Below are 22,008 nucleotides of genomic sequence, written 5' to 3' on the forward strand. Positions count from 1 at the left end.
CGCATGGACACGAGCTCGCTCTACGATCTGAAGCCCATCGCCTGGCTCATGGCCGCCGGCGTGCTGATCGCGCTCGGCCCGCTGGTGTGGGTGTGGCGCCGCAACGCGGGCGCAGGCCCGGCGCGGCGGCTGCATGCGCTGACCGTGCTCACGCTGTTTCTCACTTTCGATCTCACGCTGTTCGGCGCCTTCACGCGGCTCACCGACTCGGGCCTGGGCTGCCCCGACTGGCCCGGCTGCTACGGCAATGCCAGTCCGGCCGGCGCGCGCCACGAGATCGCGATGGCGCAAGCCGCACAGCCGACCGGCCCGGTGACGCACAGCAAGGCCTGGGTCGAGATGGTTCACCGCTACCTGGCAACGGGTGTCGGCGTGCTGATCCTCGTGCTGGCCCTGGCGACCTGGCTGGTGCGCTGGTGGCCTTCCATTGGGCCCAAGGCCGGCAACGCGCCGCAGCCTCCGCCTGCCATCGCGCAAGTTGTGCTGAATCCTTGGTGGCCGACGGCGACGCTCGTTGGCGTGAGCTTGCAAGGCGCATTCGGCGCGCTCACCGTCACCTGGAAATTGTTCCCGGCCATCGTCACCACGCATTTGATGGGCGCCATCGTGCTGCTGGCGCTACTGTGCATCCAAGCGGTGCGCTACCAGCAGAGCGCGGCGCAGCGACTGCCCACGCCCGTGTCGCCCGCACTGCGCAACGGCCTCATCGCGACTACTGTGCTGCTCGTGCTGCAGATCGCGCTCGGCGGCTGGGTCAGCACCAACTATGCGGTGCTGGCCTGCACGCAGTTCCCGACCTGCCAGGACAGCTGGTGGCCAGCCATGAATTTCGCGCAGGGCTTCGAAATCTGGCGTCACCTCGGCGTGACCGGCGAAGGCCAGCCGCTCGATTTTTCCGCGCTCACCGCGATTCACTACGCGCATCGGCTGATGGCCTATGCCGTGTTCGTCGCGCTCGGCGTGCTGGCATGGCGCCTGCGCCGCATCGAGACACTCCGCCCGCAGGCGCGATGGCTCGCGGGCCTGGCGCTGCTTCAGCTGGCCACGGGCCTTGGCAACGTGCTGCTCGGCTGGCCGTTGGCCGCGGCCGTGCTTCATACCGGCGGCGCCGCAGCGCTGGCCGTTGTGCTCACCTGGGCCCTGTGCGAGAGCCGGCGCGACCTGGCGACGCAGACTGCGCGCGCCAGTGACAATGCACCAGGTCACAACAACAATCAAAGGAAGGCCGCCGCGTGAGCACCCCGATCCCCGTTCAGCAAACCAGTACCGCGAATGTGCTGCGCCAGTTCTACGCGCTGACCAAGCCGCGCGTGGTGCAGCTGATCGTGTTCTGCGCGCTGATCGGCATGGTGCTGGCCGTGCCCGGCCTGCCTTCGTGGGCCGATGTGCAGCGCGCCGTGCTGGCCTGCATCGGCATCTGGCTGGTGGCGGGTGCAGCGGCGGCGTTCAACTGCCTGGTCGAGAAGGGCATCGACGCCAAGATGAAGCGCACCGCCTGGCGCCCCACGGCGCGCGGGCAGCTCAGCGATCTGCAGGCGCTGATTTTCTCGGCGCTGCTGTGCGCTGCCGGCTCGGTGCTGCTGTGGTTCACGGTCAATCCGCTCACCATGTGGCTGACCTTTGCCACCTTCGTCGGCTACGCGGTGATCTACACCGTGATCCTCAAGCCGTTGACGCCGCAGAACATCGTGATCGGCGGTGCGTCGGGCGCGATGCCGCCGGTGCTGGGCTGGGCCGCGATGACAGGCGACGTGGGGCCCGAGGCGCTGATTCTTTTCCTCATCATCTTCCTGTGGACGCCGCCGCACTTCTGGGCGCTGGCGCTCTACCGCGTGGAGGACTACCGCAAGGCCGGCCTTCCGATGCTGCCCGTCACGCACGGCAACGAGTTCACGCGGCTGCAGGTGCTGCTCTATACCTTCATCTTGTTCGCGGCCTGCCTGATGCCCTTCATCTACGGCATGAGCGGCTGGCTGTACCTGGCGGTTGCCGTTGCCGTGAGCATCGGCTTCACCGGCTATGCGTTTGCGCTGTGGCGCAACTATTCCGACACGCTGGCGCGCAAGACCTTCCGCTTTTCGCTGATCCACCTGAGCGTGCTGTTCCTGGCGCTGCTCGTCGATCACTACATTCACTGACCACGTTTCCATGAACAAGCGCAACGCTCTTCGACTGATTGCCGCGGGCGCCGGCTGGGTGGGCGTGACCGCCACCCTCGGCCTGGGCCTCTCGGCCTGCAGCGAGACCAAGCAAAGCTTCACTGCGGTCGACATCACCGGTGCCGACTACGCCAAGGACTTCTCGCTGAAGGACGCGGACGGCAAGGTCCGCACCATGGCCGACTTCAAGGGCAAGGTGGTCGTGCTGTTCTTCGGCTATGCGCAATGCCCCGACGTCTGCCCGACCACGATGACCGAAATGGCGCAGGTCAAGCAGCAACTCGGGAAGGACGGCGACAAGCTGCAGGTGCTGTTCGTCACGGTCGACCCCGCGCGGGACACGGCCGAGGTGCTCAAGGCCTACATGGGCGCGTTCGACCCGAGCTTCGTCGCGCTGATCCCGACGGCCGACGAGCTGGTCGCGCTCGCGAAGGACTACAAGGTCTACTACAAGAAGGTCGACGGCAAGACGCCGACCAGCTATTCGATGGACCACTCGGCCGCCAGCTACGTCTACGACACGCAGGGCCGGCTGCGGCTCTACGCGCGTTACGGCGCGGGCGTGCCGTCGATGGTGTCCGACCTGAAGACGCTGCTGGCTTCCTGAGAAGGATCCCGGGCACATGGACGCCGGCTCGGTCGAGCACCTCAAAGGGCGCAAGGGTGCCTTCCGCATTGCGCTGATCCCGCCCGAGGTGCTGGGCGCACTCAACGACGGGCTGCTCGAAACCGTCAACCTTAACGAATTCATGGCGCTGGAGCTGCCCCGGCTGGCGCGCAGCGTGGCGGGGCACATCGGGCTCGATGCGCAGAGCGAACGGCTGGTAGACACGATCGCGATGCTGAGCGCCTTCAAGCCGATGCAGCGGCACGGGCACATCGCGCGTGCGCTCTACGACCTGACGGCGCTGCATGGCGAGCGCGATGCCGTCGCCCACCGGCTGGCCACGCACGCGAGCGACGTGGCCCGCTGCTGGGCCGCGCAGTGGGTCACGCTCTCGGGCCTGCCGCTGCCGGCGCAGTTGGAGGCGGTGCGCCGCTTCGCCGCCGACTCGCATTTCGGCGTGCGGGAAATCGCATGGATGGCGGTGCGCGACGCGGTCATCGAGTCGCTCGACGAAGCGTTCGCACTGCTGCAGCCGTGGGTGCTTGACGCTGACCCCAACATCCGCCGCTTCGCCAGCGAGCTCACGCGTCCGCGCGGTGTGTGGTGCGCGCAGATCGATGCGCTGAAGACCGAGCCGTGGCGCGCGCTGCCGCTGATCGAACCACTGCGCGCCGACCCCAGCCGCTATGTGCAGAACTCGGTGGCGAACTGGCTCAACGACGCGAGCAAGAGCCAGGGCGAGTGGGTCGACAAGCTCTGCGCGCGGTGGGTGGCGGAGTCGGACACGGCTGAAACCCGCTACATCGCCAAGCGGGCGATGCGGACGCTTTCCAAATGAAAAAAGCCCGGGATACCGGGCTTTTTCCTTGGAGGGCGACTGGCTTACGCGTAGTCCGCAAGCGCCTTCTTCATTTTCTTCATCGCCGCGACTTCAATCTGGCGGATGCGCTCGGCGCTCACGCCGTACACAGCGGCCAGGTCGTGCAGCGTCATGCCGCCCGAGCCGTCGTCGTTCACCTTGAGCCAGCGCTCTTCCACGATGCGGCGGCTGCGGTCGTCCAGCGCTTCGAGCGCCGTGGCAATGCCGTCGCTCGACAGGCGGTCGCGTTGCTGCGATTCGAGCAGGGCAGTCGGTTCCTGCGTGGCGTCGGCCAGGTAGGCGATCGGGCCGAAGGTTTCGTCGCCGTCGTCGGACGGGCCCGGGTCGAGCATGACGTCGCCGCCCGACAGGCGGGTTTCCATCTCGAGCACTTCTTCAGGCTTGACGTTGAGCCGGGTCGCCATTTGCGACACCTCGTCGGGGCTCAGCGTTTCGCGGTGCGTGCCGTTGTCGGCCGCAGCCGAGTCGGCCTTGAAGTCCTGCTTCATCGAGCGCAGATTGAAGAACAGCTTGCGCTGGGCCTTGGTCGTCGCGACCTTGACCATGCGCCAGTTCTTCAGGATGTACTCGTGGATCTCGGCCTTGATCCAGTGCATGGCGTAGCTCACGAGCCGCACGCCCTGGTCGGGGTCGAAACGCTTCACGGCCTTCATCAGGCCGACGTTGCCTTCCTGGATCAGGTCGCCGTGCGGCAGCCCGTAGCCCAGGTATTGGCGGGAAATGGAAACGACGAGGCGCAGGTGCGACAGCACGAGCGCGCCAGCGGATTCGAGATCGTTCTGGTCGCGCAGCTTGCGTGCGAAGCCCTGCTCTTCCTCGAGCGTGAGCATCGGCAGGCGGTTGGCGGCCGAAATGTAGGCATCCAGGTTGCCCAGCGGCGGAACCATCGACCATGGATTGGCGACGGCCAGCTGGTTGGCAGAGACTCCAGACAGCGTTGTCATCAGGGGAAACTCCTTTGTGTGGGCCATATTAGCACTCGGTTAGAGGGAGTGCTAAACCAAGGGTTCCCTTGAATTTCTATCGCTGGAATAGCCAATGGCTACCAGCGCACGCCCAGCTTTAGGAAAAGCTTGGACAGCACGAACAGAGGGCCGACCCACAGATATTGGATGTCTTCGAAGAACGAAGGCTTCTTGCCTTCGATCTTGTGGCCCACGAACTGAAAGATCCAGGCCACCACAAAGATAGCGGCTGAAATCGGCAATACAAGTCCGCCCATCGCATGCACCAGCGCCAGGGCCAGGGCGGTCAGCGCGAGCATGGTCAGCAGGAAGACCGGGGCGCGCAGCAGGGCGTAGTAGACGAGGCTGGCGGCCACGAAACTGTAGGCTACCCAAGGATGGAGCGCGAACAGCAGCCCGACGATGCTCAGCATGATGGCCGGGATGGCCACGAAATGGATCAGCTCGTTGGTCGGGTTGCGGTGGCTCTCTTCGTAGTGGGCGAGCAGGCGGTCGACCTTGCGGTCGGTCGATTCAAGGGGGGCGGCTGCGGTGTGCGTCATGACAGGTCTCCGTGAGCGCCGTTCGGTGCGGCGAGACTTTCGATGGTGCCCACAGAGAAGCCCGATGGCAAGCGCACATGTGATGCGAAATTGCTATCAAAAAAGTAGCATAAAGCACTACAGCCACGGCGGCTGCCATGACTTTATGCACTGTCACCAGAAGGTTACATCGCTAAGATCGGCGCGTGGCATCCTTCGACTCCCCACCCGCACCTCTGTCACCGGCCGCGGAGACTGGCGCGCCCACCCGCACGCCCAGGGCGATCCTGGTTGTGGACGACCACGACCTGCTGCGCCTGGGCGTCTGCGCGCTGGTCCAGGCGCAGGCCACCCCGTCCGGCGCGAACATCGAAGTCTTCGAGGCCGGCAACGTTGCGGACGCACTCGCGCTGTACGAAACCCACCAGGCTTCCATCGGCCTCGTGCTGCTCGACCTGGCCCTGCCCGACACGCACGGCCTGAGCGGCGTGGCCGAGTTCCGGCTGCGCTTTCCCGCCGCGCGGATCGTGGTGCTCTCGGGCACTGGCAACAGCACGCTGGCGCAGGGCGTGCTCGCGCTGGGCGCCGCAGCCTTCCTGCCGAAGTCGGCCGACCTGAAGGAGGTGGTGAGCTTCATCCGCGCCTGCGGCCTGCTCGATCCCGGCGCGGCGGAGGTGCCGCCACCGGCCGTGCCCAAATCGCTCACCGGCTATGCCGAGTTCGCCCACGCCAGCGCCTGGCAGGAACTCACGCCGCGGCAGATGCAGGTGCTGCAATGGGTGCTCGAAGGCAAGGCGAACAAGGAAATCGCGCAGCTCGCGAACCTGAGCGAAGGCACGGTGAAGAACCATGTCTCGACCATCCTGCTGCTGTTCGGCATGCGCTCGCGCGCCCAGTTGATCAGCACCCTGCATTGAGCGTGCAGCCCGACGCGTCGAACGACCCCTCCGCCGACCACGCACTCGGCCAGCGGGTGCTGCGGGAGCACGTTGCCTCGGTCTACAGCACCTACGGCGTCTCGACACTGACGCACATGGCCTTCGTGGTGGTGTTCGGCAGCATCATCTATTCGCAGCTGAAAGACCCGAGCCTGCTGTTCTGGCTGGCCGGGCTGCTGATGGCCGACGTCTACGTGTTCTTCACGCCGCGCTGGAATCCGTCCCGGCCCGTGCGTGAAAGCGCGTACTGGGCGCGCAAGATTTCGCGCATGGTCACGCTGGTGAGCATGGTCACGGCGGTGGTGCCCTGGCTCATCGTGCCGCACGACAACCTGCCCATGACCTCGCTGCTGATGGCCGTGATCGTCGGCAGCTGCGCGCGGGCGGCGCAGTCGCTGTGGCCGCTGAAGCCGGCGCTCTTCGGCTACACGATGCCGATGTCGCTGGGCATGATCACCGCGCTGGCGTGGCAGGGCGACGGGCTGCACCTGTTCCTGGCGGCAGCCGGCGCGGCCTACCTGCTGCTGACGCTGCACGCGGGCGTCGGCCAGCACAAGCTGCTGACTGCGTCGCTCATGCTGCGCTTCGAGAACGAGGCGCTCGCCGCGCGGCTCGGCGAGCAGATCGCCGCCACCGAGCGCGCGAGCGAAGAAAAAACGCGCTTCCTGGGCACTGCCAGCCACGACCTGCGCCAGCCGCTGCATGCCATCGCGCTGTTCGGCGCCGCGCTGGAGAATGAACTGCGCGACCGCCCCGAGGGCCGCAACGCCGAGCGCCTGATGCGCGCGGTGAACGCGCTGGGCGCCTCGCTCGACACCATGCTCGACGTGTCGCGCCTCGACGCCGGCGTGATCACACCAGCGCCGCAGCCGGTGCAGCTCGACGCGCTGTTCCTGCCCCTCAATCACACCTTCGCGGCGCGCGCCGAGCAGAAGCAACTGCAGCTGCGCGTGCGCGCCAGCGGCCTGTGGGTGCACAGCGACCCGCAGCTGCTGCACCGCATGCTGTCCAACCTGATCGACAACGCCCTCAAGTACACGGCCCGCGGCGGCGTGACGGTGATGGCGCGCGAACGCGGCGACTCGGTGTGGATCGAGGTGCGCGACAGCGGCATCGGCATTGCGCCCGAGCAGTCGGGCCGGATCTTCGAGGAGTTCTATCAGATCAACAATCCGGGCCGCGACCGCTCGCGGGGGCTCGGCATCGGGCTGTCGATCGTGCAGCGGTTGTCGCGGCTGCTCGGGCATCCGGTGCAGATGCATTCGCGGCTGGGGCGGGGTACGCACTTTCGCGTGGTGGTGCCGGCAGTCAGTGCGGCGGCGCGCGAGCTGATCGGGGCGCTGGCGCCGGCCGCCACGGCCGACGCCGCCACCGGGCAGCGCCGCGGTCCGGCGCCAGTGTTGCCCGGGCGCGTGCTGCTGCTCGACGATGAACTGGAAATCCGCGAAGCCATGATGGGCCTGCTGCGCTCCCACGCAATCGACGCCCATGCGGTGGCGGACGAGGCCGGCGCTGCCGCTGCCCTGCGGCAGGCGAGCGGCGAGGGCCGCCCCTTCGATCTGTTGCTGTGCGACTACCGGCTGGCCGACGGCGCCGACGGGCTCGATGCGGGCCTGCGGCTCAGCCAGGGCCAGGGCGTGACGACGCCGCTGCTGCTCATCACCGGCGAGACCTCGCCCGACCGGCTGCAGCGGGTTCGCGAGTCGCAGGTGCCGGTGCTGTTCAAGCCGGTCGTGGCCGATTCGCTGTTGCAGGCGATGGCCGAAGTTGCCGTTGCCAGATGAGCCCATGACTTTCGGCACTGGCGAGCATTCGCTGCGCGCACTACCTTCGCTGCATTGCCTTCCCGCAAGAGAAGGAAAAGGGGAGAGGGAGAAAAAGCGAAGCGGTCCCGGCGCAAGCCGGGGCCGTTTTTTTTATCCGAGCAGCGCCTGCGCGAATTCGCGGGCGTTGAAGGTTTCGAGGTCTTCGAGCTTCTCGCCCACGCCGATGAAATAGACCGGAATCGGCCGTTCGCGCGCAATGGCGCACAGCACGCCGCCCTTGGCCGTGCCATCGAGCTTGGTCACGATCAGGCCGGTGAGGCCCAGCGTCTCGTCGAAGGCCTTGACCTGCGCGAGCGCGTTCTGGCCGGTGTTGCCGTCGATCACCAGCAGCACCTCGTGCGGCGCCGTGGCGTCGGCCTTGGTGACGACGCGCTTGATCTTCTTCAGCTCGTCCATCAGGTGCAGCTGCGTCGGCAGGCGGCCGGCCGTGTCGACCAGCACCACGTCCTTGCCGCGCGCCTTGCCGGCGTTCACCGCGTCGAAACTCACGGCCGACGGATCGCCGCCCTCGTTGCTCACGATCTCGACCGTGTTGCGGTCGGCCCAGACCAGCAGCTGCTCGCGTGCCGCGGCGCGGAAGGTGTCGGCCGCGGCCAGCAGCACCGAGGCGCCTTCGGTGGCCAGGTGCTTGGTGAGCTTGCCGATGGAGGTGGTCTTGCCCGCGCCGTTGACGCCGGCCACCATGATGACGGTGGGCGTGAACTGGCCGATGACCAGCGGCTTCTCGAGCGGCTTGAGCAGGTCGGCCACCGCCTCGGCCAGCAAAACCTTGACTTGCGCTGCGTCGGTGGCCATCTGGCGCTTGACGCGGCCGCGAAGGTCGTCAAGCAGGTATTCGGTCGCCTTGACGCCGGTATCGGCCATCAGCAGGGCGGATTCGAGTTCTTCGTAAAGCGCGTCGTCGATCTGCGCGTTGACGAATACGGCCTGGATGCCGGTGCCGGTCTTGCGCAGGCCGGTCTTGAGCTTGTCGAACCAGCCCTTGCGCTCAGTGGCGACGGCGATTTCGGCAGCGGGTGCAGGAACCGGCGCGGGGGCCGGGGCCGGCACAGGCGGTGGAACGAATGCGGGGGCTGGTGCCGGTGCCTCCACCGGGGCCGGGGCTGCGATGGGCGCGGGCACCGGGGAAGGTACGGGTGCAGGCGACGCGGGAGGCGGTGAGGTCTCTTCGACCGCCGGCTTCGAGCCGAACCAGCTCGAAGGCGAGAACACCGAGCGCGCCGGCGCGGCTTCGGGGGCAGGCGCCGGTGCGGCCGGCGGGGTGGGCGCCGGCGTATCGGGGGTTTCGGCAGGCGGTTTTTTCTTGAAGAAACTGAACATCAGGAGCTTTTTACAATCCGACCCATTCTATGAAACACCTCCCGCCACGCCGTGCTGCGTCTGGTGCGGTGCTGGCGATGGCGCTTCTGGCGCCATGGGCCATGCCTGCACAGGCCCAAAGCAACCCATCTTCCGCCGCCGCAGCCGCGGCGCCCGGCCCCCAGCAATTCACGCTTGCCAACGGCATGACGCTGATCGTCCAGCCAGACCGGCGCTCGCCCACGGCGGTGCAGATGGTCTGGGTCCGCGTCGGCTCCATCGACGAAGTCGACGGCACCTCCGGTGTGGCACATGCGCTCGAACACATGATGTTCAAGGGCACCAAGGACATCAAGCCCGGCGAGTTCTCGCGCCGCGTAGCGGCCCTTGGCGGCCAGGAAAACGCCTTCACCACCCGTGACTACACCGGCTACTACCAGCAGATTCCGGTCGGCAGCCTCGAACAGGTGATGAAGCTTGAATCGGACCGCTTCGCCAACAACCAGTGGCCTGACGACGAGTTCAAGCGCGAGATCGAGGTGGTCAAGGAAGAACGCCGCCTGCGCACCGAAGACCAGCCGCGCGCGCTGCTCGGCGAACAGCAGAACGCCGCCGTCTTCACCGCCTCGCCCTACCACCGCCCTGTGGTCGGCTGGATGAGCGACCTCGACGCGATGACGCCCGAGGACGCACGCGCTTTCTTCAAGCGCTGGTACGTTCCCGCCAACGCCGTGCTCGTGGTGGCCGGCGATGTCGACGTGGCCCAGGTGCGCGCCATGGCCGAGAAGTACTACGGCCGCATCCCGTCGAGTGCCGTGCCTGCGCGCAAGCCGCGCACCGAGCCGACGCAGCGCGGCATCCGCCGCATCGAACTGAAGGCGCCGGCCGAGCAGGCGTATGTGTCGCTGGCCTTCCGCGTGCCGCAGCTCGCCAGCATCGACGACGCGAACAGCGACGCCTGGGCGCTGGTGGTGCTGTCCGCCGTGCTCGACGGCTATGCCGGCGCGCGGCTCGACCGCGCACTCACCCAGGGGCCCGATCGCGTCGCCGATTCGGCCGGTGCCTATTCAGGCTTCATGGGCCGCGGCCCGCAGCTCTTCGTGCTCGACGGCGTACCAGCCGCCGGCAAGAGCGCCGAGGTGGTCGAGGCTGCGCTGCGCGCCCAGCTGGCGCGCGTCGCCAAAGAGGGCGTGGGCGAAGCCGAACTGGCCCGCGTCAAGACCCAGTGGGTGGCGAGCGAGACCTACAAGCGCGACTCGGTGATGGCGCAGGCGCGCGAGCTCGGCAGCAACTGGGTCCAGGGCCTGCCGCTCGACGCCAGCGAGCGCATCGTCGCCCGGCTGCAATCCGTCACGGCCGCCCAGGTGCAGGCCGTGGCCGCCAAGTACTTCGGTGACGACCAGCTCACGGTCGCCACGCTGCGCCCCCTGCCGCCCGAAGCCAAGCCCCGTGGCCGCGGCTTCGCGGCGCCCGCAGGCGAAATGCGCTGAAAGACAGGTCCCGTTCCATGAAAACTCTCAAGAAGATCGCCCAGTGCGCCCTGCTCGCGGGCGTTACCGCCATCGTGGGCATCACCAGCGCGCAGGCCGCGCTGCCCATCCAGCAGTGGACGCTGGCCAACGGCGCAAAAATCTACCTCGTGTCGACCAACGCGCTGCCGATCGTCGACGTGCAGATCGACTTCGACGCCGGCAGCCGCCGCGACCCCGCACCACAGGCTGGCCTGGCCAGCACCACCGCGACCATGGTCGAGAAGGGCGTGCGCGCCGGCAAGGGTGGCGAGCCGGCGCTCGACCAGAACGCCCTGGGCGAAGCCTGGGCCGATCTGGGCGCCAGCTTCGACGTGAGCGCCGGCACCGACCGCACCAGCTACTCGCTGCGCACGCTGTCCGATCCGGCGTTGCTGAACAAGGCGGTGGCGCTGGCATCGCGCGAGATCGGCGAGCCGGCCTTCCCCGACGACGTGTGGCTGCGCGAGCGCGAACGCATCAACGCGGCCATCAAGGAGGCCAACACCAAGCCCGCGACCGTTGCGGGCCGCGCCTTCGCGCAAGCCGTGTACGGCGTGCACCCCTACGGCCAGGAGGTGACGGAAGAAACGCTCGCGCGCATCGACACCGCCGCCATGCGCCAGCGCTACCAGCAGCTGATCGTGCCGTGCCGCGCCAAGCTCAGCATCGTGGGCGCCGTGACGCGCGCCGAGGCCGAGACGATCGCGACCACGCTGCTGTCGCGCCTGCCCGGCCCCGAGGCCTGCACGCCGCTGCCTGCCGTTGCACCAGTGGCCGCGCTGACAGCGCCCAAGGACGAGCGCATTTCCTTCGACTCGGCACAGGCCCACGTCTTCATCGGCCAGCCCGGCTATCCGCGCAAGGACCCGGACCACTTCGCGCTCACGCTCGGCAACTACGTGCTCGGCGGCGGCGGCTTCGTCTCGCGCCTGATGAACGAGGTGCGCGAGAAGCGCGGCCTGACCTACAGCATCTACAGCGGCTTCGCGCCGGGGCTCGAGGCGGGCGCCTTCCGCGTCGGCTTCCAGACCCGGCCCGACCAGGCCGAAGAGGCGGTGAAGATGTCGCGCGAAGTGCTCGCAAAGTTCGTGGCCGAAGGCCCGACCGCCAGCGAACTGAAGGCCGCGAAGGACAACCTGATCGGCGGCTTTCCGCTGCTGCTGGACAGCAACCGCAAGCTGATCGGCAACGTTGCCAACATCGCCTGGCACGACCTGCCGCTGGATTACCTCGACACCTGGACCGCGCGCATGAACGCGGTTACGGCGGCCGACGTCAAGGCGGCCTTCCAGCGCAAGCTGCAGCCCGAGCGCATGGTGACGGTGGTGGTGGGCGGCAAGGAAGCCAAGACGACCGCCAAGGCGCAGCCCTGAGCGGCGGTCACACCACCAGGGCGTGCGGGCCGCTGCTGGCGGCAGCCCGCACCGCCGCCCCAAGCCGTTCGAGCAGCCGCGGCGCCGCCCGCGCCTGCTGCCAGTAGAGCGGCACCGGCAGCGTCGAGCCGGGCACCAGTTCAACCAGCCTGCCTTCGCTGATCGCACCGGCCACCATGCTGGCCGGGTGCATACCCCAGCCCATGCCCGCGCACGCCGCCTCGACAAAAGCGTTGGGCGAAGGGATCCAGTGCCGCGGCGTCTCGACATTGCGGTGGCAGATGCGCCGCACCCAGCGCGTCTGCAGCCGGTCCTTGCGGTCGAACACCAGGCTCGGGGCGTCCGCCAGCGTGCGGGCACCCACGCCCTTGGAGAAGTGTTCACGCACGAACGCGGGGCTCGCGGCCGCCACGTAGTGCATCGTGCCCAGCGCCTCGCTGTTGCACCCCGCCACCGGTTGTGCCAGCGCGGTGACCGCCGCGAACACCGCGCCGCTGCGCAGCCGCTCGGCCGTATGGTCCTGGTCGTCCACCGTGAGGTCGAGCAGCGCGGCCTGTTCCTGCGTGGCGAAGGCTGCTGCGGCGGCCACGAACCAGGTTGCGAGGCTGTCTGCGTTGACGGCCACCCGCACCGTGACGCGCTCGCCACCCGCTTCGTCGCCGCCCATGCCGAGGGCAGGCAGGGCCTCGCGCAGCTCGTGCTCCAGCATGCCCACGCGCTCGACGTGCCGGCACAGTTGCAGCCCAGCCTCCGTTGCGACGCAGGGCTGGCCGCGCACCAGCAGCGCGCCGCCGGTGCGCTCTTCGAGCTGCCTGATGCGCTGCGACACCGCAGAGGGCGTGACGTGCAGCGCGCGGGCGGCGCGTTCGAAGCTGCCCTCGCGTACGACGGCGGCAAGGGCGTTCAGCGCGGCGTAGTCGAGCATGGTGATGAAGTAAAACTGAATCGGATTAAGAAAGTTTAGTTTGAATTAATCCTGAGCGGGCGGCATCCTCGAAGCATGCAAGCCGTACATGTCACCACTGCCTTCGCCAACGGGCTCTTCATGAGCCTGGTCCTCATCGTCGCCATCGGCGCGCAGAACGCCTATGTGCTGCGCCAGGGATTGCGCCGGGAACACGTGGGCGCGGTGGTGCTGTTCTGCGCGGCCAGCGACGCGGTGCTGATCGGCGCCGGTGTCGCCGGCATGGCACAGGCACTGCAGGGGCGGCCGATGCTGGCCACCGTGCTCGCGGGGCTCGGTGCGGCCTTTCTCTGCGGCTACGGGCTCAAGGCGCTGTGGCGCTCGCGGCAGCCCGCCGCGTTGCAGACCACAGCGCAGGGCGTTTCACTGTCGCGCGTGGCCGTGGTGGCGCAGGCGGCTGGCTTCACGCTGCTGAATCCGCACGTCTACCTCGACACGGTGCTGCTCGTGGGCAGCGCGGGCGCGCAGTACGCGGGGCTGCTCAAAGTCTGGTTCGTGGCGGGCGCCGCCACGGCGAGCGCGCTGTGGTTCACCTCGCTGGGCTTCGGCGCGCGGCTGCTCGCACCGGTGTTCGCGCGGCCGCGCGCCTGGCAGATGCTCGATGCGCTCATTGGCGGCACCATGCTTCTGCTGGCTGCCATGCTGGCACAGCGAGCGCTTGCAGGGCTCTGAAAGCGGGCATGCGGGCGGCGTTAAGCTCGCCGCATGCCCCAGAAAGCCGCCCCCGCCTCCCGTCCCGCCGCACCCAAACCCAAGCGCCCGTCGAAGCCCAGCGAGGTGCGCATCATCGGCGGCGAATGGAAGCGCACCCGCCTCGCCGTGGCCGACAAGCCCGGCCTGCGCCCCACACCCGACCGCGTACGCGAAACCCTGTTCAACTGGCTCGCCAGCCTGGCCGGGGCCGGTGGCGGCGAACTGCCGGGCTGGCACTGCGTCGATGCCTTCGCGGGCACCGGAGCGCTCGGCTTCGAGGCCGCCTCGCGCGGCGCGGCGAACGTGCTGCTGTGCGAGCAGGACGCCGCGCTGGTCGCGCAGCTCCAGGCCGCCAAGACCAAGCTGAGCGCCGAGGCCGTGCGCATCGAGCGCGGCAACGGTGTCACAGCCCTCGAACGCGCGTCCGCCGGCAGCCTCGATGCCGTGTTCCTCGACCCGCCCTTCGACAGCACAGCCCTCTACGAACCGGCCCTGCGCGCCGCCGCGCGCGCGCTGCGTGCGGGCGGCTCGGTGTACCTCGAAGCGCCGCGCCGCTGGAGCGATGAAGAACTGGCCGCCTTCGGCCTCGTCGGCTTCCGTTACCTGAAGGCCGGCGCCGTGCACGCCCACCTGTTGCGGCCGGCTGCCGAGGGGACTGCATAATCCGCCGAACAAGCCGCACCGGCAGCATGAGGAAGAAGCAACCATGGCCAGCAACGTCATCGCGGTTTACCCCGGCACATTCGACCCCATCACCCTCGGCCACGAGGACGTGGTGCGCCGTGCCACCCAGCTCTTCTCCAAGGTGATCGTCGCAGTCGCGGCGGGCCACCACAAGAAGGCGCTGTTCACGCTGTCAGAGCGCATGGACATGGCCCGCGAGGCCGTCAAGCCCTACAGCGACCAGGTCACCGTCGAGAGCTTCTCGGGCCTGCTGCGCGACTTCGTCGTCGCGCGCGGCGGCAAGGCCATGGTGCGCGGCCTGCGCGCCGTGACCGACTTCGACTACGAGTTCCAGCTCGCGGGCATGAACCGCTCGCTGATGCCCGATGTCGAGACCGTGTTCCTGACCCCCAGCGACAAGTACCAGTTCATCTCCAGCACTTTCGTGCGCGAGATCGCCATGCTCGGCGGCGAGGTCCACAAGTTCGTCTCTCCCAACGTGGAGCAGCAGCTGGCGGCCAAAGTCCGCAGCCTCGGCCGTGAATAAGCCGCGATGAGCGGCACCCCGCCGCCCCGACTGCATCTTCTGGGCGATGCAGCGCTGCTCTGCGAGCTGCCCGCGCCGGCCACGCTGGCGCAGCAGCAGCGCATCTGGGCCCTTGCAGAGCGCGCCCGGCAATGGCCCGGCGTCGGCGAAACGCTACCGGGCATGAACAACCTCACGCTCACTTTCGATCCGACCGCGATCGACCTCGACGCGCTCACTGCGTACGTTCTCGAGGCATGGCCGAAGCTGCCGACTGGTGGCGTGGCGGGCCGGCTGGTCGAGATTCCGGTGGCCTACGGCGGCGAGCACGGGCCGGACCTGGCCGATGTCGCCGCCCACACCGGCCTCACGCCGGCCGAGGTGGTGCGGCGCCACAGCGCCGGTGAGTACATCGTCTACCTGCTGGGCTTCCTGCCGGGCTTCGCCTTCATGGGCGGCCTGCCGCCCGAACTCGCCACGCCCCGCCGCGCCGAGCCGCGCACAGCGGTGCCCGCGCGCTCGGTCGGCATCGGAGGCGAGCAGACCGGCATCTACCCGCTGGTGTCGCCGGGCGGCTGGCAGCTGATCGGCCGCACCTCGCTCGAGCTGTTCGACCCCACGGCCGAATCGCCGACGCTCTTGCGTCCCGGTGACCGCGTGCGCTTCGTCGCAGAGAGCGTGCAGACATGATCGTCATCCGCAAACCCGGCGTGCTCGCGTCGGTGCAGGACCTGGGCCGGCACGGCCATCGGCAGCTCGGCATCTGCCCGGGCGGCGCGCTCGACGTGCTGGCGCTCACGTTGGCCAACCGGCTCGTGGGCAACGCCGATGGCGCGGCGGGCCTCGAACTCACGATGGGCGGCTGCGAGCTGCAGTTCGAAGCCGACACGCGCATCGCCCTCACCGGCGACGACTTCAGCGCCAGCCTCGATGGCGTGCCGCTCTGGCCCTGCTGGAGCGTGCCGGTCGTGGCCGGCCAGACGCTCAGGCTCGCGGGCGCCAATGCACCCGGCGTGAAGAAGGTCGGCCTGCGCAGCTGGCTGGCGGTGGCGGGCGGCATCGACGTGCCGCAGATCCTCGGTTCGCGCAGCACCGACCTCAAGGCCGGCTTCGGTGGGCATGAAGGCCGTGCGCTGCGCAAGGGCGACCGACTTCCTACGGGCGCTTCGCCGCTGAACGCAGCGCAGCGCGAACGCCGAGCCTTCGGCCTGCGCGGTCCCGATTGGGGCCCCAACGAAGACGACGGCGCCATCGCCCTGCGCGTGCTGCCCGGCCCCGAGTTCGAACTGTTCACGCTGGCCGCGCGCGAGCAACTGTGGGGCGAGCGCTGGCGCATCACGCCCCAGAGCAACCGCATGGGCAGCCGGCTCGCGGGCGCCGAGCTCAAGCGCAAGCGCGGCGGCGACATGCTCTCGTCGGGCGTGATCCCCGGCACGATCCAGGTGCCGCCCTCGGGTCAGCCGATCATCCTGATGGGCGACGCGCAGACCACCGGCGGCTATCCGCGCATCGGCGTGGTCATTCGCGCCGATCTCTGGAAACTCGCGCAGGCACCGCTCAACGGCAGGCTGCGCCTCGTGCAGGTCGACCAGCCGCAGGCGCTGGCCGCATGGGCCGACCAGCAGCGCTACCTGTCGCAGGTGGCGCAAGGGCTGGCTGCTGCAGGCTGGCCGAGCCCGGCATAGACTCCGCGAAACTCGCGCAAAAGGAAGCCCCACCATGCAAATCGACCTCAATGCCGACCTCGGCGAAGGCGCCGGCAGCGACGAAGCCCTGCTCGCGCTCGTCAGCTCCGCCAACATCGCTTGCGGCTGGCACGCGGGCGACGCCAAGACCATGCAGCAGTGCGTGCGCTGGGCGATACAGAACGGCGTAGCCATCGGCGCGCATCCCAGCTTTCCGGACCGCGAGAACTTCGGCCGCAGCACCATGCACCTGCCGCCCGACGAGATCGTGGCCAACGTGCTCTACCAGGTGGGTGCGCTGGCGGCCATCGTGAAGGCCGAGGGCGGCAAGCTCTCGCACGTGAAGGCGCATGGCCAGCTCTACAACCAGGCCGTGAAGGAGCCCGAGCTGGCGGACGCGCTATGCGAGGCGGTGCGCCGCTTCGACCCTTCGCTCAAGTTCTTCGGCCTTGCGGGCAGCAACATGATCGACGCGGCCCGTCGGGCCGGCCTTGCGCCGGTCGAAGAGGTGTTCGCCGACCGCGGCTACATGCCCGACGGCAGCCTCGTGCCGCGCAGCCAGCCCGGCGCGCTGATCGAGAGTGAGGAACAGTCGATCGCGCAGACGCTCTCGCTGGTGCGCGACCACCGCGTGACCGCCATCGACGGTAGCGTCGTGCCCGTCAACGCGCAGACCGTGTGCCTGCATGGCGACGGCGCCCACGCGCTGGCCTTTGCGCGCCGCATCCGAGAGCGGCTGCAGCAGGAAGGCATTGCCGTCCAGGCGATGGCCTGACGGACGGCCTGAACACACACGGGCCGTGCCGTGGCAGCAAAGCCCATCAACGTCCTGCTGACCGGGTTCGATGCTTTCGAGCAGGAGGCGATCAATCCGTCATGGGAAGCGGTGCACGCGCTCGATGGCTGGAAGAGCGGCCGCGCGACCGTGCATGCACGCCAGGTGCCCTGCGTCTTCGGCGATGCCATCGACGTGCTCGTTCGCGCGATGGACGAGCTCCAGCCGCAGCTGGTGCTGTGCATCGGCCAGGCCGGCGGGCGTGCGGAGTTCACGCCGGAGCGCATCGCCATCAACATCGACGATGCCCGCACGGCCGACAACAAGGGCCGCGAGCCCATCGACGTGCCCGTGGTGCCGGGGGCTCCCGCCGCGTACTTCTCGACGCTGCCGATCAAGGCCATGGTGCGTGACCTGCGCGCGGCCGGCGTGCCGGCCTCGGTGTCGAACAGCGCGGGCACCTTCGTCTGCAACCACATCTTCTACGGCCTGATGCACCGCATCGCGACGCATCCGCTGCCGGGGCTGCGCGGCGGCTTCATCCACATTCCGTACCTGCCCGAGCAGGCGGCGCGCTTTCCGGGTGCGCCGAGCATGTCGCTTGAAACGATGGTCAAGGCCTTGCGCATTGCCGTGACCACCGCGCTCGCGGTGAAGCACGACGTTGCCGAAACCGGCGGCCAACTGCACTGAGGCGGCCAGCCGGCGCGTTCAGGCGGTAGTCGGGAAGTGCTTCGCCAGCCAGCCGTTGAGTGCCGCGTTGACGAGCTCGGGCTTTTCCATCGTCAGCATGTGGCCGCATTCGGGCACCCACACGACTTGCGCCTGCGGCAGCAGCGCCGCCATCTCGCTCGTGCACTCGGGCGGCGCGAGCCGGTCTTCGTCGCCGCACACCAGCAGCACCGGCGCGCGCAGCGACGCGAGGTGCAGCCGCGCATCGGGCCGCCGCATCACCGCGCGGTTCTGGCGGATGAGCTGCTCTGCGCCCGCGCCCAGCACGATGTCGAGATAGCGCTGGACCATCACCGGGTCGGCCGCCTGCGTGGGGTGAAAGGCGAAGTAGACATTCGGCTCGATCACGTCGCGCACTTCGCCTCGCTCGAAGTATTCGATGGCGCCCTCGCGCAGCGTGAACATGTCGGGCGTCTCGGGCCGTGCGCTGGTGCCGAGCAGCGCGAGCCCGGCAATGCGCCCCGGCGCCTGGCGGGCCGCCTCCATGGCGACCATGCCGCCCATCGAGGCGCCGCAAAGAATCAGCGGCCCCTCGTTGTCGCGCAGCACGGCTGCGGCCATGCCCTCGATGGTGTCGTTGTGCCGCTGGACGTCGCTCACGCGGGCGCCGAAGGCGGAGGGAAGGGCGGGCAATTGGGCTTCCCAGATGCGCTCGTCGCAAGCGAGGCCGGGCAGCAGGATGAGATTGGGCATGGAGACGGATTTTGCGCGAATGCGGCAACCAGCGTCGCGGCATGGCGCATGGCATAGGCTTCCTGGCCAGCAGTCATCCGGGAGCGACCTCGGCATACTTTTGAGACCCATGCCGAGGACTCTCAATGAACCTGGTTGAACGCGTGCAGTCCATCCTGCTCAAGCCCAAGGCCACCTGGCCCGAGATCGACTCGGAGCAGGCTGATGCTGCCTCGCTCTACAAGAACTACGTGATGATCCTCGCGCTGATCCCGGCGGTGGCGAGCTTCATCGGCCTGTCGCTGATCGGCATCGGCGCCTTCGGTGTGAGCTTTCGCGTGCCGATCGTCTCGGGGCTCGCGAACATGGTCGTGGGCTACGTGCTGTCGCTGGTGATGGTGTTCGTGCTCGCACTCATCATCGACGCAATGGCGCCGACCTTCGAGGGCACCAGGAGCCAGATCGGCGCGCTCAAGCTGTCGGCCTATGCCAGCACCGCGGCCTTCGTTGGCGGCATCTTCAGCCTGCTGCCTTCGCTGTCGGTCCTTGGTGCGCTGGCAGCACTGTACGGCGTGTACCTGCTCTACACCGGCCTGCCGGTGCTCATGAAGTGCCCACCCGACAAGGCCATTGCGTACACCGCAGTGGTGGTGGTCTGCGCCATCGTCGGCGGCTTCATCATCGCGTGGGTGCTGGCGCTGCTCACGCCGTCGCCGGTGCGGCTCTAGGCGCGGTGGCGGTCGAGCAACAGCTTGCGGGCCACAAAAGCCCGAGCGTCACGCGCACGGTGGAAAATGGGCGTCAATGCCAACGCCCAAGCCCGACACCACCACCGACCTGATCCTCATCCGCCACGGCGAAACCGCCTGGAACCGCGAATTGCGCTTTCAGGGGCACGCCGATGTTCCGCTCAATGACATCGGCCATGAGCAAGCCCGCCGCCTCGGCCTGCGGCTGGCCGGCGAGACGGTCGTGCAGCACATTCTCAGCAGCGACCTCATGCGGGCGCAGCAGACCGCAGCGCCCGCGGCGTCGCAGTTGTCGCTGCCGGTGGTCACTTCTGCGGGGCTGCGCGAGCAGTTCTTCGGCGTGGTCGAGGGCATGCGCTCCGACGAAATCCAGAGCCTGCATCCGCGCGCCTGGGAAGAGTGGCTGGAGTTTCGCGAAGACCACGCCATGCCCGAGGGCGAGACGGCGCGCGAATTCCACACGCGCATCATCGCGGCGCTGGGCAGCATCGCCGCCGCGCACAAGGGGCAGCACCTGATCGTCGTCACCCATGGCGGCGTGCTCGACATGGTGTGGCGCACTGCAAGGGGCCTGAGCCTGAGCGGGCCGCGTCAGAGCGACATTCCCAATGCGGGCTTCAACCGCATCCGCATCGCCGACGCGGCCCGGCCCGACGACATCGAGATCGTCGAGTGGGCCGACACGCGGCACCTGGCCGACCTGCCGCCGCAGCCGACCTACGACCAGACGCGGCACCTGAAGAACAAGGATTGAGGAAGGGCCCTCGGCCTCAGCCGCAGCTGCCCGCCTTCGGCGTGCGCAGCAGCGGCTGGCCGGCGCCAACGCCCGTGGGCTTGCCGCCGTCGACGGCGAGCCGCCCATTCACCAGCACCGTGCTCACGCCTTCCGACAGCAGCGTCGGCTGCGTGTAGGTGGCTTTCGCCGCATAGCGCGCCGGATCGAACACCACCACGTCGGCGTAGTAGCCCGGGCGCAGGTGCCCGCGCTGCTTCAGCCCCAGCGTGTCGGCCGTGAGTGACGAGCTGCTGCGGATGAACTGCGCCAGCGAGATCGTGTGCTCCTTCACCACGTACTGGTCGTACTTGCGCGCGAAGGTGCCGTAGGCGCGCGGATGGCCCAGCGACGAGTCGGACGAGGTCATGACCCACGGCCGCTTCATGAAGGCGCGCACGTCGTCGTCGCTCTGGTTGAACGAGGCGATCATCAGGTCGCCGTCGCGCAGCACCGCGATGGCGGCTTCCACCGGATCGGCGTTCGATGCCTTGGCCACGTCGGCCAGCGTCTTGCCCACGTACTTCGTGCTGCCCGCCGAGAACAGGATGGCCTCGGGGCCGCCGCGCAGACGCAGGTTCTCGCGCATGTCCTTGCGCAGGCGCTCCTGCTGCGAGGCGTCGTCGAAGCGCTGTAGCGTCGCCGCACGGCCACCCTCGTTGGCCCAGGGCGGCAGCAGCGCGGCCGAGAAGCGCGTGCTCGACGCGGTCCACGGATAGTGGTCGGCCGTGATGTCCAGCCCGCCCGCGCGTTCCTTCTCGATGCGCTTGATGATGTCGCCGCTCTGGCCCTGCACGTCGACGCCCAGCGCCTTGATGTGCGCCACATGCACCGGCAGCTTCGCCTCGTGGCCGATGCGGATCGCCTCGTCGATGGAGCCCTTGAGGCCGATGTTGTACATGGACTCGTCGCGGATGTGGCTGTCGTACAGCCCGCCGTGCCGCGCCGCCACCTTCGCGAGCTCGATGACCTCCTCGGTTTTCGAGAAGTTCTGCGGTGTGTAGAAGAGCCCGGTCGAAAGGCCAAGCGCGCCTTCGCACATGCCCTGGCTCACGCGCTTCTTCATCGCCTCGAGCTGCTCGGGCGTCGGTGCCCGGTTGGCTTCGCCCAGTTCGCTCATGCGCACCGGGCCGAAGCCCACGTACATGGCCACGTTGGTGCCCACCGGCGCGGCACGCAGCTTCTGCGCCTGCGCCGCGATGTCGAAGCCGCCGAAGCCGTCGTTGCCGATTACCGCGGTGGTCACGCCCTGCGTGATGAACGGGATGTTCAGCCGCTTCTTCGGATCGTTCGAGTGCAGGTCGGCATCCGCATGCGTGTGGGCGTCGATGAAGCCCGGCGCCACCACCATGCCCGTGGCGTCGATGACGCGCCTTGCCGTGAACTGCGCTGGTGCCGCCTTGCCCGCGAACACGATGCGGTCGCCCGCGATGCCGACATCGCCCACCACCGGCGTGTCGGAGTCGCCCGTGTAGACGGTGCCCCCGCGCAGCAGCAGGTCGAGCGCGACGGGCGTTCCGTCGGCGGCATGCAGGGTGGGTGCGAAGGGTGCGAGGGCCGAGAGAACGGCCAGCGTGACGAGAGACTTGCGCATGGGCGATGGGGCCTTGAAGGCTTCTTGTCGATAGGGAGCGGCCAGTTTAGGAGCCGCCTCCGGGTCATCGCCAATTCCTTTTGCACCATGCCCCATGACCTGAA

At 68.5% G+C, this 22,008-nt stretch carries 23 protein-coding genes; 17 read left to right on the plus strand and 6 right to left on the minus strand.

The genetic code is table 11. The annotated features are described in order from the left end of the window. The first annotated feature begins 3 nt into the window (after positions 1-3). The 4 genes from BLW48_RS22430 to BLW48_RS22445 are packed head-to-tail and all read left to right on the plus strand — an operon-like array spanning position 4 to position 3,604. Positions 4-1,236 (plus strand): COX15/CtaA family protein, encoded by a 1,233-nt coding sequence (locus BLW48_RS22430; protein WP_093177551.1) that lies wholly within the window; start codon positions 4-6, stop codon positions 1,234-1,236. Further along, the gene (gene cyoE, locus BLW48_RS22435; RefSeq protein WP_093057635.1) at positions 1,233-2,138 is read left to right on the plus strand and encodes a heme o synthase; all 906 of its coding nucleotides are present in this window, start codon (positions 1,233-1,235) and stop codon (positions 2,136-2,138) included. The genes BLW48_RS22430 and cyoE overlap by 4 nt, the downstream gene beginning before the upstream one ends. Before the next feature lie 10 nt (positions 2,139-2,148). Further along, complete coding sequence (locus tag BLW48_RS22440; RefSeq protein WP_093057636.1) at positions 2,149-2,766, plus strand: SCO family protein; 618 nt, start codon at positions 2,149-2,151, stop codon at positions 2,764-2,766. Between the two features lie 16 nt (positions 2,767-2,782). Next, a complete protein-coding gene (locus BLW48_RS22445) occupies positions 2,783-3,604 on the plus strand; it encodes a DNA alkylation repair protein (RefSeq protein ID WP_093177552.1) in 822 nt (273 codons plus the stop codon). Between the two features lie 44 nt (positions 3,605-3,648). Here the strand turns inward: BLW48_RS22445 and rpoH are convergent, their stop codons facing one another. Further along, entirely contained in the window at positions 3,649-4,590 is a 942-nt protein-coding gene (rpoH, locus tag BLW48_RS22450; protein ID WP_093177554.1) for an RNA polymerase sigma factor RpoH, read from the minus strand. Positions 4,591-4,688: 98 nt separating this feature from the next. Continuing rightward, positions 4,689-5,153, minus strand: coding sequence for an Mpo1 family 2-hydroxy fatty acid dioxygenase (locus tag BLW48_RS22455; protein WP_093177555.1), 465 nt, complete (start codon positions 5,151-5,153; stop codon positions 4,689-4,691). A 185-nt stretch (positions 5,154-5,338) separates the two neighbouring features. On the opposite strand from BLW48_RS22455, the gene BLW48_RS22460 reads away from it, so the two are divergent. Both BLW48_RS22460 and BLW48_RS22465 read left to right on the plus strand, forming a co-directional pair. Continuing rightward, positions 5,339-6,049 carry a response regulator transcription factor gene (locus BLW48_RS22460; protein ID WP_093059928.1) on the plus strand — a complete coding sequence of 237 codons (711 nt, stop codon included), beginning with the start codon at positions 5,339-5,341 and terminating at the stop codon, positions 6,047-6,049. A gap of 2 nt (positions 6,050-6,051) precedes the next feature. Further along, complete coding sequence (locus BLW48_RS22465; RefSeq protein ID WP_256330875.1) at positions 6,052-7,854, plus strand: ATP-binding response regulator; 1,803 nt, start codon at positions 6,052-6,054, stop codon at positions 7,852-7,854. A gap of 132 nt (positions 7,855-7,986) precedes the next feature. On the opposite strand, the gene ftsY is transcribed toward BLW48_RS22465, so the two are convergent. Further along, the gene (gene ftsY, locus BLW48_RS22470) at positions 7,987-9,216 is read right to left on the minus strand and encodes a signal recognition particle-docking protein FtsY (protein ID WP_093177558.1); all 1,230 of its coding nucleotides are present in this window, start codon (positions 9,214-9,216) and stop codon (positions 7,987-7,989) included. A gap of 29 nt (positions 9,217-9,245) precedes the next feature. Here ftsY and BLW48_RS22475 point away from each other — a divergent pair, with 29 nt between their 5' ends. Next, positions 9,246-10,685 carry a M16 family metallopeptidase gene (locus tag BLW48_RS22475; protein ID WP_093177560.1) on the plus strand — a complete coding sequence of 480 codons (1,440 nt, stop codon included), beginning with the start codon at positions 9,246-9,248 and terminating at the stop codon, positions 10,683-10,685. 17 nt (positions 10,686-10,702) lie between these two features. Then, positions 10,703-12,079 (plus strand): M16 family metallopeptidase, encoded by a 1,377-nt coding sequence (locus BLW48_RS22480; protein WP_093177561.1) that lies wholly within the window; start codon positions 10,703-10,705, stop codon positions 12,077-12,079. Positions 12,080-12,086: 7 nt separating this feature from the next. Here BLW48_RS22480 and BLW48_RS22485 read toward each other — a convergent pair whose 3' ends face one another. Further along, positions 12,087-13,004, minus strand: coding sequence for a LysR family transcriptional regulator ArgP (locus tag BLW48_RS22485; protein ID WP_093177563.1), 918 nt, complete (start codon positions 13,002-13,004; stop codon positions 12,087-12,089). A 75-nt stretch (positions 13,005-13,079) separates the two neighbouring features. Here BLW48_RS22485 and BLW48_RS22490 point away from each other — a divergent pair, with 75 nt between their 5' ends. Genes BLW48_RS22490 through pcp form a run of 7 tightly spaced genes read left to right on the plus strand, consistent with a single transcriptional unit; the run spans position 13,080 to position 18,078 of the window. Then, positions 13,080-13,715 carry a LysE/ArgO family amino acid transporter gene (locus BLW48_RS22490; RefSeq protein WP_093059916.1) on the plus strand — a complete coding sequence of 212 codons (636 nt, stop codon included), beginning with the start codon at positions 13,080-13,082 and terminating at the stop codon, positions 13,713-13,715. Between the two features lie 33 nt (positions 13,716-13,748). Next, positions 13,749-14,399, plus strand: coding sequence for an RsmD family RNA methyltransferase (locus BLW48_RS22495; RefSeq protein ID WP_093177564.1), 651 nt, complete (start codon positions 13,749-13,751; stop codon positions 14,397-14,399). Between the two features lie 43 nt (positions 14,400-14,442). Next, positions 14,443-14,946, plus strand: a complete 504-nt coding sequence (gene coaD / locus BLW48_RS22500) for a pantetheine-phosphate adenylyltransferase (protein WP_081269908.1) — start codon at positions 14,443-14,445, stop codon at positions 14,944-14,946. Positions 14,947-14,952: 6 nt separating this feature from the next. Further along, the gene (gene pxpB, locus BLW48_RS22505) at positions 14,953-15,615 is read left to right on the plus strand and encodes a 5-oxoprolinase subunit PxpB (RefSeq protein ID WP_093079491.1); all 663 of its coding nucleotides are present in this window, start codon (positions 14,953-14,955) and stop codon (positions 15,613-15,615) included. Then, on the plus strand, positions 15,612-16,610 hold the full coding sequence (locus BLW48_RS22510; RefSeq protein WP_093177566.1) for a 5-oxoprolinase subunit C family protein: 999 nt from the start codon (positions 15,612-15,614) through the stop codon (positions 16,608-16,610). The genes pxpB and BLW48_RS22510 overlap by 4 nt, the downstream gene beginning before the upstream one ends. 34 nt (positions 16,611-16,644) lie before the next feature. Continuing rightward, positions 16,645-17,385: a 5-oxoprolinase subunit PxpA gene (gene pxpA, locus BLW48_RS22515; RefSeq protein ID WP_093059908.1), complete on the plus strand. Its 741-nt coding sequence runs from the start codon at positions 16,645-16,647 to the stop codon at positions 17,383-17,385. A 30-nt stretch (positions 17,386-17,415) separates the two neighbouring features. Then, positions 17,416-18,078, plus strand: coding sequence for a pyroglutamyl-peptidase I (gene pcp / locus BLW48_RS22520; protein WP_093177567.1), 663 nt, complete (start codon positions 17,416-17,418; stop codon positions 18,076-18,078). 18 nt (positions 18,079-18,096) lie between these two features. Here pcp and BLW48_RS22525 read toward each other — a convergent pair whose 3' ends face one another. Beyond that, positions 18,097-18,810: an alpha/beta fold hydrolase gene (locus tag BLW48_RS22525; protein WP_093177569.1), complete on the minus strand. Its 714-nt coding sequence runs from the start codon at positions 18,808-18,810 to the stop codon at positions 18,097-18,099. A gap of 125 nt (positions 18,811-18,935) precedes the next feature. Here BLW48_RS22525 and BLW48_RS22530 point away from each other — a divergent pair, with 125 nt between their 5' ends. Further along, positions 18,936-19,517: a Yip1 family protein gene (locus tag BLW48_RS22530; RefSeq protein WP_093177570.1), complete on the plus strand. Its 582-nt coding sequence runs from the start codon at positions 18,936-18,938 to the stop codon at positions 19,515-19,517. Positions 19,518-19,593: 76 nt separating this feature from the next. Next, positions 19,594-20,292 carry a histidine phosphatase family protein gene (locus BLW48_RS22535; protein WP_093059900.1) on the plus strand — a complete coding sequence of 233 codons (699 nt, stop codon included), beginning with the start codon at positions 19,594-19,596 and terminating at the stop codon, positions 20,290-20,292. A 16-nt stretch (positions 20,293-20,308) separates the two neighbouring features. Here BLW48_RS22535 and BLW48_RS22540 read toward each other — a convergent pair whose 3' ends face one another. After that, positions 20,309-21,904 (minus strand): N-acyl-D-amino-acid deacylase family protein, encoded by a 1,596-nt coding sequence (locus BLW48_RS22540; protein WP_093177572.1) that lies wholly within the window; start codon positions 21,902-21,904, stop codon positions 20,309-20,311. Between the last annotated feature and the right edge of the window lie 104 nt (positions 21,905-22,008).

This window comes from Variovorax sp. YR266 (assembly GCF_900107295.1).
GTDB lineage: Bacteria > Pseudomonadota > Gammaproteobacteria > Burkholderiales > Burkholderiaceae_C > Variovorax.

What these genes read in the sequence shown, in the direction of transcription:
- BLW48_RS22430 (WP_093177551.1), top strand. Translation starts at nt 4, where the DNA reads ATGGACACGAGCTCGCTCTACGATCTGAAGCCCATCGCCTGGCTCATG.
- BLW48_RS22440 (WP_093057636.1), top strand. Translation starts at nt 2,149, where the DNA reads ATGAACAAGCGCAACGCTCTTCGACTGATTGCCGCGGGCGCCGGCTGG.
- BLW48_RS22445 (WP_093177552.1), top strand. Translation starts at nt 2,783, where the DNA reads ATGGACGCCGGCTCGGTCGAGCACCTCAAAGGGCGCAAGGGTGCCTTC.
- rpoH (WP_093177554.1), bottom strand. Translation starts at nt 4,590, where the DNA reads ATGACAACGCTGTCTGGAGTCTCTGCCAACCAGCTGGCCGTCGCCAAT.
- BLW48_RS22455 (WP_093177555.1), bottom strand. Translation starts at nt 5,153, where the DNA reads ATGACGCACACCGCAGCCGCCCCCCTTGAATCGACCGACCGCAAGGTC.
- ftsY (WP_093177558.1), bottom strand. Translation starts at nt 9,216, where the DNA reads ATGTTCAGTTTCTTCAAGAAAAAACCGCCTGCCGAAACCCCCGATACG.
- BLW48_RS22475 (WP_093177560.1), top strand. Translation starts at nt 9,246, where the DNA reads ATGAAACACCTCCCGCCACGCCGTGCTGCGTCTGGTGCGGTGCTGGCG.
- BLW48_RS22480 (WP_093177561.1), top strand. Translation starts at nt 10,703, where the DNA reads ATGAAAACTCTCAAGAAGATCGCCCAGTGCGCCCTGCTCGCGGGCGTT.
- BLW48_RS22485 (WP_093177563.1), bottom strand. Translation starts at nt 13,004, where the DNA reads ATGCTCGACTACGCCGCGCTGAACGCCCTTGCCGCCGTCGTACGCGAG.
- BLW48_RS22490 (WP_093059916.1), top strand. Translation starts at nt 13,080, where the DNA reads ATGCAAGCCGTACATGTCACCACTGCCTTCGCCAACGGGCTCTTCATG.
- BLW48_RS22495 (WP_093177564.1), top strand. Translation starts at nt 13,749, where the DNA reads ATGCCCCAGAAAGCCGCCCCCGCCTCCCGTCCCGCCGCACCCAAACCC.
- coaD (WP_081269908.1), top strand. Translation starts at nt 14,443, where the DNA reads ATGGCCAGCAACGTCATCGCGGTTTACCCCGGCACATTCGACCCCATC.
- pxpB (WP_093079491.1), top strand. Translation starts at nt 14,953, where the DNA reads ATGAGCGGCACCCCGCCGCCCCGACTGCATCTTCTGGGCGATGCAGCG.
- BLW48_RS22510 (WP_093177566.1), top strand. Translation starts at nt 15,612, where the DNA reads ATGATCGTCATCCGCAAACCCGGCGTGCTCGCGTCGGTGCAGGACCTG.
- pxpA (WP_093059908.1), top strand. Translation starts at nt 16,645, where the DNA reads ATGCAAATCGACCTCAATGCCGACCTCGGCGAAGGCGCCGGCAGCGAC.
- BLW48_RS22525 (WP_093177569.1), bottom strand. Translation starts at nt 18,810, where the DNA reads ATGCCCAATCTCATCCTGCTGCCCGGCCTCGCTTGCGACGAGCGCATC.
- BLW48_RS22530 (WP_093177570.1), top strand. Translation starts at nt 18,936, where the DNA reads ATGAACCTGGTTGAACGCGTGCAGTCCATCCTGCTCAAGCCCAAGGCC.
- BLW48_RS22535 (WP_093059900.1), top strand. Translation starts at nt 19,594, where the DNA reads ATGCCAACGCCCAAGCCCGACACCACCACCGACCTGATCCTCATCCGC.
- BLW48_RS22540 (WP_093177572.1), bottom strand. Translation starts at nt 21,904, where the DNA reads ATGCGCAAGTCTCTCGTCACGCTGGCCGTTCTCTCGGCCCTCGCACCC.